This is a genomic window from Desulforhopalus sp. IMCC35007, assembly GCF_005116575.1.
Classification (GTDB): domain Bacteria; phylum Desulfobacterota; class Desulfobulbia; order Desulfobulbales; family Desulfocapsaceae; genus Desulforhopalus_A.
In genome coordinates, this window is the sequence record NZ_SWCN01000003.1 from 144,451 (window position 1) to 157,110 (window position 12,660).

Annotated in this window: 8 protein-coding genes; 5 read left to right on the plus strand and 3 right to left on the minus strand. The window is 44.7% G+C overall.

What is annotated here, in order from left to right; translation table 11 throughout:
- The first annotated feature begins 337 nt into the window (after positions 1–337).
- A complete protein-coding gene (locus FCL48_RS04095) occupies positions 338–538 on the plus strand; it encodes a cold-shock protein (protein ID WP_136870978.1) in 201 nt (66 codons plus the stop codon).
- A gap of 73 nt (positions 539–611) precedes the next feature.
- Here FCL48_RS04095 and maeA read toward each other — a convergent pair whose 3' ends face one another.
- Complete coding sequence (gene maeA / locus FCL48_RS04100) at positions 612–2,348, minus strand: oxaloacetate-decarboxylating malate dehydrogenase (protein ID WP_136870979.1); 1,737 nt, start codon at positions 2,346–2,348, stop codon at positions 612–614.
- A gap of 81 nt (positions 2,349–2,429) precedes the next feature.
- Here maeA and FCL48_RS04105 point away from each other — a divergent pair, with 81 nt between their 5' ends.
- Positions 2,430–3,482 (plus strand): KamA family radical SAM protein, encoded by a 1,053-nt coding sequence (locus FCL48_RS04105; protein WP_136870980.1) that lies wholly within the window; start codon positions 2,430–2,432, stop codon positions 3,480–3,482.
- 148 nt (positions 3,483–3,630) lie between these two features.
- On the plus strand, positions 3,631–5,181 hold the full coding sequence (locus FCL48_RS04110) for a GGDEF domain-containing protein (protein ID WP_136870981.1): 1,551 nt from the start codon (positions 3,631–3,633) through the stop codon (positions 5,179–5,181).
- A 48-nt stretch (positions 5,182–5,229) separates the two neighbouring features.
- On the opposite strand, the gene priA is transcribed toward FCL48_RS04110, so the two are convergent.
- Positions 5,230–7,770: a primosomal protein N' gene (gene priA / locus FCL48_RS04115; RefSeq protein WP_136870982.1), complete on the minus strand. Its 2,541-nt coding sequence runs from the start codon at positions 7,768–7,770 to the stop codon at positions 5,230–5,232.
- Entirely contained in the window at positions 7,767–8,642 is an 876-nt protein-coding gene (gene galU, locus FCL48_RS04120) for a UTP--glucose-1-phosphate uridylyltransferase GalU (protein WP_136870983.1), read from the minus strand. The genes priA and galU overlap by 4 nt, the downstream gene beginning before the upstream one ends.
- 107 nt (positions 8,643–8,749) lie before the next feature.
- Between galU and hrpA the strand changes: the two genes are divergently transcribed.
- Both hrpA and FCL48_RS24915 read left to right on the plus strand, forming a co-directional pair.
- Positions 8,750–12,505, plus strand: coding sequence for an ATP-dependent RNA helicase HrpA (gene hrpA, locus FCL48_RS04125; protein WP_136870984.1), 3,756 nt, complete (start codon positions 8,750–8,752; stop codon positions 12,503–12,505).
- Between the two features lie 9 nt (positions 12,506–12,514).
- Positions 12,515–12,652, plus strand: a complete 138-nt coding sequence (locus FCL48_RS24915; protein WP_169309067.1) for a hypothetical protein — start codon at positions 12,515–12,517, stop codon at positions 12,650–12,652.
- Positions 12,653–12,660 lie beyond the last annotated feature (8 nt).

Below are 12,660 nucleotides of genomic sequence, written 5' to 3' on the forward strand. Positions count from 1 at the left end.
TAGATTTTAAACTTCGATCACTTACACTGTCAATACCTTATCTCTTAATGTATTGCCGCCCCCTCGTCGCCAGAAAAAAACACGCACTCCTTACAATTGTTAATAATTATTCCTAGTCCCTTGAATATACACAATTATATGAATAATTATATTGCATAAATACCTCGTATATGCTAAACGGAATCATTGTTATGCAGTAAGCATCGTTATCCGGACATAATGATGTAAATGCAAGGGGATAAGTAAAAGCATTCGCATAACATCTGGTTATCCAACTAATTTAGTTGGAAATTTATTAACGGTTTGACTTTAAACCGAGTATAAAAGGAGCGGTACGATGGCAGAAGGAACAGTGAAATGGTTTAATGATGCAAAAGGTTTTGGTTTTATAGAACAAGATGGTGGACAAGATGTTTTTGTACATTACTCCGCTATCAAATCTGAAGGTTTCAAATCCCTGGAAGAAGGCTCCCGGGTATCCTTTGAGATTGTTGATGGCCCTAAAGGTCCTGCTGCCGACAACGTACAGAAAATGTAGCCTTTTTAAAGATATCGAAATAACAAGGCCCGTAACACCTGAGTGTTACGGGCCTTTTTTTGTATATTAATATTTACATGGGCGTTAGCGGTAGATATTCCGGTTTCCACCTCATCCTATCTATCAGTTTCGCCATTCTTGTTTCATCACCGTTTGGCTGAAAGTCAGAATAAATACATGGCCTGCTTAATCCTTTTTCCACCGCACACATCGCCACAGCCAGGGCAACGGACTTGGCAACGGCTCGCATGGAATCAAGAGGAGGCATGATGCGTCCATCTTGCAACTGCTCATCTGTAATCATATCCGAGACGGCTTTGGCGGCTACAATGAAGAAATCCTGCGTGATCTCACTGGCACCGGAGACAAGTACCCCTAGTGCGATTCCTGGAAAAATAAAGGCATTGTTGCACTGGCTGATACCTGTTGACCTCTCGAGCGCATCCATTGTTGCACAGGGGTTGCCTGTGCCAATGAGAATTCCCTCATCACTCCATTTGGCAATATTCTGACAAAGTTTGGCGGAAGTAGACACATGTTGAAAAAGTGGCAGGATAAGTGGTCGCTTGGTATTTTTCTTAATCTCGTTGATAGCTTCTTCATTGAAAAAGAATTCATGGCCTGTGGTCCCTATAAGCACAGTGATCCCCGCTTCTCTTATAATTGCAGGAATATTTGTTGGATCAAGTTCTTTAAGCCATGGGAAGACTTTCGGATCTTTGGCAAAGGGCTTTTTGTAGAACTGGCATTCTCGCTCAGTAGAGACAAGACCATCTCTGGCCACGACAAAAATGTGTTTGGCCGCTTGTTTTTCGGACATACCCAGATCTACCAGGATACTCATGAGCGTTCGGGCAATACCTATTCCACCTGTGCCACTTCCGTGGATTAGAAAGTACTGATCTGTGAATTTTTCTTTTTTCACCTTCATTGCAGAAAAAATTGCTGCTGCAGCCACTGCCCCCATTCCCTGAATATCATCATTGAACGATATAATCTCGTCTCTGAAGGCATCGTGAACAGAAAAGGCCGTCGCCGGCGAAAAATCTTCCCACTGACACAATGCATTAGGGAAGACATTGCGAAATGCCCGAACAAACCGACCAATAAATGACAGGTACTGTTCACCTTTGAGTCGGTGTTGCCGCCAGCCGAGGTAATGTTTGTCTGCCAGCAGTTCTTCGTTGTTGGTACCGACATCCAGTGAAATCGGCAAACAATGCCAGGGCGCAATGCCCGCCCCTTGGGTGTAAATCATTAACTTACCAAGACAAACAGCAATACCGCCAGCCCCCTGGTCACCAAGGCCCAGGATACCATGGTTGTCTGTTACCACTGCCACGCGGATATCCCTGTGGGAAAAACGCCTGAGTATGTCTTCGGCACTATCTATGTTGCCGGGATAAAAATGCAGGCCATTAGCCTGGCGAAACATGGATGAGTATTGTTGTACCGCAAGTCCGATGGTTGGTGTGTAAATGAGTTTAATATAACTTTCAATATCGCTGTTGATCAGCGCATGGGCAAGGGTTGCATTGCGGTTAAAAAGAGCCCGGATGAAAATATATTTTTCGATATCGTCCGCCTTTCCGTTCACCTTTTTCTGCGAGCTTTGAATCTGATCAAACAGCCCCCGTACGCCTGGCGGTAGAGTTGCGTCCAGTGCCAGCTTCTTTCTTTCATCTTCGCTAAAGGCAGTACCTTTATTTATATACCTGCACGAACGGGCAGAGTCACCACTGGCATAGACAATTATTTCTTTGGTATTGCCATACTCATCATATTTAAACCGGTACAGATCTGAAGACATAACCAGCTCCCTCATAGTTGCCTGAAAAATAATTAAATGTCCAATTGACAAGGCCCGCGGTTTCCTCCATAATGTCCAGCCATGGAATCATGGAGAGAAATTTTACACAACAGTATTAATACACCGCTTGAGCTTCATCATAAACTGGGTTGTGATATTAACGTATTACAGGATGTAATAGCAAATTTTCCGATGAGGATAAACCCATATTTTTTCAATTTGATTGAATATCCCGGGGATCCCATTTGGAAACAGTGCGTTCCTGACCTACTGGAATTGCACGATTCTGTCTGCATCCCTGATCCTCTCGCAGAGGAAGATCTCAGTCCCATCCCAAATCTCGTTCATAAATACCCGAATCGAGTTCTTTTCCTTGTTTCTAACCAATGCGCCATGTATTGTCGCTTCTGCACAAGAAAACGAAAAGTAGGGACAAGCAGGATGCATATTGATCCGGCCAGCCAAAAACTTGCCTATCGTTATTTACAGGAACATCCGGAAGTAAACGATGTCCTCATTTCAGGTGGCGACCCTCTTCTTCTTGAAGACGAACAACTCGATGATATACTCAGGAATCTAAGAAACATTGAATCGGTTAAGCTCATTCGTATCGGTACAAGAATTCCATCGGTCCTTCCCATGAGGATTACCGAGCGTCTGACGGCCATCTTCAAAAAATACCACCCGCTTTATATCAACACCCATTTTAATCACCCGCGGGAGCTGACTGTCGAAGCGAAGGCTGCCTGTGAAATGCTTGCTAACGCCGGAATCCCACTCGGTTCCCAGACTGTACTGCTTAAAGGGGTCAATGACAACGTTGAAACTCTGAAAGAACTAATGCAGGGGCTGCTCTATATGAGAGTAAAGCCGTACTATCTTTTTCAGAGTGACCTGACCTACGGCGTGAATCATTTCCGTACCACGACGCAAACAGGAATACAGCTGATGAAAAACCTTTATGGTCATCTTTCAGGAATGGCGATTCCAACTTTGGCTCTCGACGCTCCAGGTGGTAAAGGCAAAATTCCTTTAACCCCACAATTCATTAAAAGCAGCGACAGTCAAACCTTAACCTTTGAAAACTATCTTGGACAACTCTGCCAATACCCTGAACCAATTGAAATCTATTAAACAGACGGTTTTCCATAACATTATTACAGTTTTTGACAGGTGAAAAGCCGCATTTTATTGTTCCGCCCCTTGATTCTCATCCTGTTAAAGCCTTATACTGATACCTAACGTAATAAATTTTCGAATCATGATCACACTCAGGAACAGCATGAACCAGGAAGACCTGCTCAAAACCATACTTCAGTCGGACGAACTGCCTACCCTGCCGACGGTCGCTTCGCAACTCATCACCCTTACCTCGCGTGAGGATACAACTCTTGCAGACATTGGTAATCTTGTAGCTCAAGACATTTCAATCTCTGCAAAGATACTCAAAGTATCAAATTCTGCCTTTTACAGTTTTCCCCAGCAGATTGGCTCCATAAAACAGGCTGTCAGTATCCTCGGGATGAATGCCGTACGAAGCCTGGTTCTATCGTTTTCTTTTCTTACGATTAAGGGCAGCAAAAAGCAAAGCCGATTCGATTTTACCAAATTCTGGGAGAGATCTCTTGCCTCCGCGGTCGCATCCCGTCTCATTTTGGAAAATGTGAAAGACGCCGACACTGAGCAGATTTTTATTTCAGGCCTTCTACAAAATCTTGGAGAACTGATCCTGGCCAAAATTTTTCCTGAAGAGTATGACAAGGTCATCGCCGCCATTGAAGATGATCAACAGGATTTACTTTCAGCCGAAAAAGCCGTCTTCGGCATTGACCACACTATCGTTGGCACCGCAGTGGCTCGAAACTGGGGATTTCCAGACATTCTCGTTCTGCCAATTCTTCACCACCACGATCCAGCAGACTGCGACGGTAAAAACTCGCATATCCGCACAACTGTTGGCGCCGTGTATCTCTCCGACCTTCTTGTGAATATTCTTTTTTCTGAGAAACCTGAAAAATACCACCAGCAGTTTAGAAAACAGGCCACCAAACTTCTCAAACTTTCCCCGGCTGAAATTGAAAAAATACTTGATCAGGTACACTTAAAATTCAAAGAAGCCGGGACCTATTTTAACCTGAAGATCAAAAGCACAAAATCTGTCCAGGAAATTCTTCAGGAAGCCAACATCAAACTCAGTCTTATCAACCTTGACTACGACCAGATGAACAAGCAGCTCATTCTGGCAAAAATCCATCTGGAAAACCTGACCCAGGAACTCGAAAGTAAAAATAAGATACTGGATAATCTCGCCAATGTTGACGGCCTTACAGGGGTCTACAACCATCGATATTTCCAGAATTCTCTTGATCAGGAAATTAGCAGGTGTATGAGAAACGGTTCAAGCCTTTCTCTTTTATTGCTTGACATAGATCATTTTAAGAAATTCAACGATACCTATGGCCACCAGGCAGGTGACTTTGTCTTGACTGAATTTGCAAAGATTTTACGAGACAACGTACGAAAACATGATGTTGTAGCGCGCTATGGCGGTGAAGAATTCGTCATCATCCTGCCTGAAACGGGAAAAGATGAAGCCGTCAGTGTTGCCGAAAAATTAAGAGTGGCCATCGAAACTGCAGCCTTTGACGACAACAGAGAAAGTTATAACGTGACTGCAAGTTTTGGCGTGAGCAATTCAACCCCTGCCACTGAAGATAATTTCAGCAAGGACAATTTCATCGGCCAGGCTGACCAGGCGCTCTATCAGGCCAAAGAAAAAGGCAGGAATAAAGTGATTGCCTATACACCAAAGAAAAAATGGTACTCTTTATAGAATCTAACAACTCCTATAAAGCAGAGAGATATTGTAAATATCTAGAATTCACATCATGTTTTCGGGGTCTACATCAAAACTTACGGTGCATTGTGTGGCAAGAAGGTCGCCCTGGGATGACCGGACAGCCAGGCACAGACCCCTCAATTCACCAGCGCCCTCCGCTTTGAGCAGTATCTGCCATCTGTAATTATCCTTGACCTTATCCAATGGGGAAGGGGCTGGCCCCAGCACTTCAATCTTGACATTATTTGCCCGAATGCATTTCCGACAGAATTGTGCCACGGAAAGAGTTGACTGCTGCACCTTCTTTTCCACCTTACCCTGAATTCTGATAAGTACCAGGCGAACATAGGGTGGAAAAGCTGGATTTCTTCTGAGTCTCATTTCATGCTCAAAAAACTCAAGATACTGATGTTTTTTCGCATGCTGTATCGCGTAATGATCAGGACGAAGGGTCTGAATAATAACCTCGCCCGGGAAATCCCCTCGACCAGCCCGTCCGGTCACCTGGGTAATGAGCTGAAAAGTACGCTCCGCGGCCTTGTAATCAGGCATACTCATACCACCATCCGCCCAAACGACTCCAACCAGAGTAACATTGGGGAAATGATGTCCCTTCGCGATCATCTGCGTACCAATAAGGATATCAATATTTTTATCATGCATGTCAGCCAGGACTTTTAAGAATTTTTTCCTGTCTGCTGCGGTATCGGAATCTAGCCGCATGACCCTGGCACCCGGGAGCAATGTTTTAAGCTCCTCCTCTACTCTCTCTGTGCCAAACCCCGCTGGTGTAAGGTCGGTTGACCTGCAGTGCACACAAACAGTTTCAGCGGTTATTGTAAAGCCACAGTAATGACATACCAGCTGATTTTTGCCTTTATGCAGGGTAAGCGAGACATTGCAGTGGTTACATTGCACCGGATTACCACATTCCCTGCAGAGCAGAGCCGTTGAAAATCCTCTTCTGTTTAACAGGAGAACCGATTGCTTGCCTTCCCGTAAGGTCTGTTCGAGTTTTCCCAGCAACATTTCTTGAATTATTGCAGACCGGTTGTTTTTACCCTGCTGTTTTTTACTGAGATCTACAAGTGTGACCGTTGGTAAGGTTGAGCTTCCCACACGATTTTCCATGGAAAGCAAACTGTATTTTCCACTCCTGGCATTTTCAAAACTTGTAATAGATGGTGTTGCAGAACCAAGGATTACGACACAGTTGTGATGTCTTGCCCGTAACACCGCAAGATCCCGACCATGATATCTAAAGCTGTCGTCCTGTTTGTAACTCGTGTCATGTTCTTCATCGACGATAATCAGACCCGGGTCTTTAAGCGGAGCAAAGATCGCTGAGCGTGCACCAATAACAATCCTGGCCTGACCGCTCAGTGCAAGGAAATACTGATCATATTTTTCAGAACTACTGAGACCTGAATGCAGTAACACAACCAGATTATCAAATCTGGAGAGAAGGTGTGCCTCCAGCTGGGTTGCCAGGGCGATTTCAGGGACCAGAATGATAACATCCCTCCCCTCAGCAAGGGCAATCTCTGCAGATCGCAGATATACCTCTGTTTTACCGCATCCGGTAACCCCGTGAAGCAGAAATGGTTTGAATTCTTTTGCCGTAATAGCCGGGCCAATTGCACTCAGGACTTGTTCCTGCTCGAAGGTCAAGGTCTCAGGTCTTGGATAAAACCGCAGTTGCTCTCCAAATGGGCTCCTGTACACCCGTTGACTGATCTTTTCCAACACACCTTGCCGTTCTAACTGCTCAAGCGGTTTGGCTGCACCCAGATAGATCTTTCGAATATCTTTTACCGAGGCTGCCTGCCCACCATTTATCTCAAGGATTTCGAGGGTGGCGTGCAGTGCTTTGGCTTCTGATAATTTTACTTTTTTCCCAAGATGGCGGCTCAACCGGAGGCGGTACTGGTCAAAATCGAATTCTGGTCCGTCATTTTGCTCGGTTCCGGGAAGGTTCTTGTCCAACAAGCGGTAACAGATTTCTTTTTTTTCTTTTACACTGTCTTTTTTGATAAGGAGTCTTTCACTGAGGTACTTCTCTACAATCAGTTTTTTTATCAGTTTTTTATCCCCCACAGACATTGAATGGAGGCCTTGCGACAGGCAGTACTCTCCATTTTCACACAACTCATCAAGCCAGGCGGGGGATGGTTTGTCACAATGGTCCCGAATAAGAGTAGCATCAACCTCAAGGGAGACTATTTTTTTTGATTTTGGTGCAAGGCCCCCGGGAAGCGCGGCCTTGATAACGAGACCAATTGGATATTGATAATAATCGGCTACCCACTTAAAAAAATCAGTAAAGTCTGCATGAAATAGAGAATACTCATCTAAAAACTTGACGATAGGCCTGACAGTGAAATCAAGTTGTACCTCCCCTGCCTGGGTTACTGCTAAAACATAGCCCGTAACCATCTGTTTTCCAAGGGCGACGACTACCCGTCGCCCTATATATTTGTCTTTTTCATGACAGTCTGATTCTTTGTCAGGCGCAGTCTTTGGAAGGCTGTAGGTTAATGACTGAAAAAGAGGGACAGCAACTGCAACCTCCAGGTGGATCATAAAGAGGCCGCCACCTCTTTAATATGCTCTTTGAGCTGCGATCCAAGCACCTGATGGCGTATGCCATAGGCTATGATTGCCTTAAGATAGCCCATTTTATCTCCTGCATCGTACCTGACCCCTTCAAATTCACATGCATACATCCCACGTTTATTGGTAAGGGCAAGGAGTGCATCGGTCAGCTGGATTTCTCCGCCGTGGCCAGGGGTGGTTTTACCGAGAATTCCAAAAATTTCCGGCATAAGGATGTAGCGGCCAATAATTGCCATATCAGAATCAGTCGTGCCGGGTGCTGGTTTTTCGACCATTCGTGTAACCTTTACTGTGTTTGCGCGGCCATTAGGAACACCCTCAACGATACCATACTGATGGGTCTGATCAGCAGGAACCCGTTGTATGGCCACAATGGATTCCCCAACCTCGTCGTAGAGATCGATAAGTTGCCTGGCGCAAGGCTTTTGACTGAGAACAAGGTCGTCACCTAAAAGAACCATGAACGGTTCATCACCAACAACATGGCGGGCAGTCCAGATTGCATGACCAAGCCCAAGTGGCTTTTTTTGACGAACAGAGACAATATCAATGAGATTTGAAATATTATTCAACTCTTCTCCAAGAATTGTCTTATTTTTTTCCTTCAACACCGAATCAAGGTGGAAATTATAGTCAAAATGGTTTTCTATGGCGGATTTACCTTCGCTGGTCACAAAAATAATCTGATCTATTCCTGATGCAACGACTTCTTCTACAATATACTGTATAGTAGGACGATCGACGATGGTGAGCATTTCTTTCGGAATTGCCTTGGTTGCCGGAAGAAAACGTGTCCCAAGCCCTGCAACCGGAATGACTGCCTTACGAACTTTTTTCATTAGATCCTCTGCTTATATATAAGAAAATAAAGCTGTGTTTTATCCTTCTGCCTAACTTCTGAAGGAGATTTAACATACTTTTTTTATGACATCTATTTATTAATTACATGAATGTTCACTACCCTGACAATTTACCAGTATCTCAAGAAAAAGACCGAATAATTGAGACAATCAGAAAGCATCAGGTGGTTATTTTAGCTGGAGACACCGGCTCTGGTAAAACGACCCAGCTCCCCAAGATGTGCCTTGAGGCATTTCCAGAAAAGACGGGTATCATTGGCTGTACCCAGCCAAGGCGTATTGCGACGACCTCGGTTTCCACCAGGGTTGCGGAAGAACTCGGCTGCACAGATGATACTGTTGCCTACAAAATCCGGTTTCATGACACAACTGGGCCTGGCACCAAAATCAAATTCATGACTGACGGGGTCCTGCTCGCGGAGACCCGTAACGATCCACATCTTGAGCGATACGGTGTCATCATAGTTGATGAAGCCCATGAAAGAAGCCTGAATATAGACTTTATCCTCGGATATCTCAAGCAACTGCTCCATCGTCGGCCTGATTTGAAAGTAATTATAACATCCGCCACCATAGACACCAAGGCCTTTTCAAAACACTTTGGTAATGCACCGATCATCACTGTTTCAGGCCGTACCTATCCTGTCACTATTGATTACCGGCCCCCCGAGGACACAAGCTCTGTAGGTAAAGACAACATCGTCGAACATTGTGTGGAGGTTGTTCAAGATCTGGTCGCCAAACGACCTCAGGGCGACATTCTCGTTTTTCTCCCCACGGAAAGAGATATCAGAGAGTGCTGCAAACTTCTCGAGAGTTCTTTACATGGGGTAACAATTTTACAGCTCTTTGGTCGTCTGGCATCCGGCGATCAGAAGAAAATATTTCAACACAGTGGACATCTGAAGATCATTGTTGCCACAAATGTCGCCGAAACGTCACTTACCGTACCGGGAATCAGGTACGTCATCGACAGCGGACTGGCAAGAATATCCAGCTATAATGTGCGGGCAAAGACCACCAGTTTACCGGTAAGTCGTATTTCACAGGCAAGTTGTGACCAGAGGAAGGGGCGCTGTGGCCGGATTGGACCTGGCCTATGCATTCGTCTCTACTCCGAGGATGATTATAACAGCAGAGATATCTTTACTGTTCCGGAAATTAAACGCTCTAATCTTGCGGAAGTCATCCTTCAGATGATTTCACTCAAGCTTGGCGCCCCTGTAGATTTTCCCTTTATTGATCCACCCTACAAAAATGCGATCAGTGAAGGTTACAGGCTTTTAACAGAACTCGGAGCCATAGGTCGGGACAAGAGCCTTACCCCCCGAGGAAAAGTCATGGCGGATCTTCCCATTGATCCATGTATCGCCAGAATAATAATAGAGGCAAACGACAACAATTGCCTCAAAGAGATAACCATTATCTCAGCGGCTCTTGCAATCCAGGACCCGAGAATGCGACCTGCGGAACTGGAAAATGAAGCGGATCAGGCCCACAGTGCATTTGCACATCAACATTCCGATTTTTCCACCTTGCTCAATATCTGGCAGAGTTTTCATGACAGTAATGAGACTAAAAGATCATGGTCTTTTCTAAAAAAATTCTGCAAGACGAACTATCTCTCATTTCAAAGAATGCGGGAGTGGTTTGATTTACACGAACAACTTTCACGCATTATCTCAAAACGCAAGCAATTCAGTTTCAACGACAATACTGCAGGTTACGAGCAGATCCATAAATCACTCCTTTCGGGATTCCTGCGCAATCTTGCCAAGAAAAAAGAGGGAAAAATCTATCAGGGAACCCATAATAAGGAGTTCATGATCTTTCCTGGTTCTGGACAGTTTAATAAAAATAATGAATGGGTGCTCTGTGGATCTTTTATTGAAACCAACCGGTTATATGCAATCAATGTAGCCTCTATCTCGCTGGAGTGGATTGAACCGGTTGCAGGAATGCTCTGCAAATACGCATGGAGCAATCCTCACTGGAAGAAGAAATCGGGGACCGTCGTCGCCGAAGAAACTGTTTCACTCTTTGGACTGTTTCTGCATTCAGGTCGACTTGTTAATTTTCCGCAGCGAAGTTCCAAAAACATCAAAGAAGCCCGGGACATTTTTATCCACAGTGCTCTGGTTGAAGGTGAATTAAACGGTAACTACATGTTTTTGAAAAAAAATCTAAACCGGATTAACGCCTGGAAACAATCCGAAGAAAAACTGCGGGTCAGAAATATTGTAGCAGAAGATTTCAATTTCTTTAAATTTTACGACTCTGCTCTACCTGATTATGTCTGTGATCAGCCAAGTCTCAATCGTTTTCTCAAAAAACAAAAAAATCCAGCTCGGTTGCTCATGAGCGACGAGGACATCGTCATGAGAAGCCTGGATGAGAACGAACTTGCGGATTTTCCACAAACCATGCAGATTGGCAGTATAGCCGTTGCAATTGAATATAATTTTACCCCCGGTGATGAAAGTGATGGTGTGACCTTTCGCCTGCCAATTGGTATTGCGACAACAGCTGCTCCTGAAAGATTTGACTGGCTTGTACCTGGCCTTTTTCGAGAAAAACTGCTTTTTCTTCTCAAGGCACTGCCCAAAAGTCTCAGAAAAAAACTGGTGCCGGTCAGTGATTCCGTCAACCGTATCCTTGATGACCTCGAGTTTGGTTCAGGGACTCTCTACCCCAAATTAGAGAGTTCTATCCTTAAATTATTTGGCTTTCAGATCAACAGATCAGATTGGCCTTCGGATCTTCCCCTCCACATCACCCCTCGATTTGTTCTCATAGACGAGAAGGGCCAGGAATGTTTTAACGGCAGGAACCTTAGGGCTTTAATAGAAACATCCCACGAAAAACAAACCCGACATAAGGTAAGTCGGCAATCGACAGAACCCAACAAAGCGCTCAGCAGATGGAATAATACAGAACACACCACCTGGAATTTCAAAGGTCTACCACAGGAAGTCACTCTAAGAGACAGAGAGGGGACAGCGATTGAAATACTCTACCCCGCACTACAGGCTCAACCGGAGAAAGGGTCAGTGAAAATTATCTTTATTGCGGATTATCGTAAAGCTCAAACCATTAACGTACAGGGACATCTTCTGCTTTTCCGATTGCAGTTCACAGAGCCTTACAAGGCTTTAAAAAAGCTCTGTACAACGATCCTCTCCGGCCCTTCCACTCTGCAACTTATGTCACTTGCATCAAGTAAGAAAGAATTAACCGATTTATTTCTCGACTTTATTCTAACCGGCCTCTTTCCAGATGTTGGCAATGGAATCATTACCGAGGAACAATTTCAGCAGCACATAGGTGAAGTAAAAGAGGCTGGATTTTTTAAAAAAGGACAGGAAATTGCCCAGTCGACAATGACCCTGTTGCGACAACGCCGTGAGGTCGCAAGCGCCATAGAAGAGACCTACAGCAAAAGTCGCCAAAAAGGGCACAGACTCCCTACATCTCAGGATGAATTTTATGAAGCCCTTGAAGCAGTTTTTCCCTTATCTTTTTTAAAAGACAAGGTGGCCTTTGAGCCCCAGGCTACTGAGAGGTATCTCCGAGGATTAATGGTACGTCTGGAACGATTTTATGTCGATCCAGAAAAGGACCGTCAAAAAGCACTGCAGCTTACCCCTTACCTCAATCAGCTTGATGAAGTAAAGTCGAGAAAAACTGTTCTTTCTCCAGAGGCGAGAAAGGAGATAGAGCACTTTCAGACGATGATAAATGAATACCGACTGGTACTTTTTTCTCCGGAAATCAGAGGTATCATGTCTGTTTCACAAAAAAAACTTAACGCTCAATGGAAGGCAGTACAATCTTTGTGCTGAGAGGAGGTTATGAATAAAGTTTCAATCGGGGTGCTTCTCTGCCTGTCAGGTCTGATCCTACTTCACTGGAACCAGGCTTTTGCGGGGGTGCCCGTCTTTATGGCGGGAATTCTGGTGATGAATGGCGGGAGCTGGAGGCGTAAATAGTGTTATAC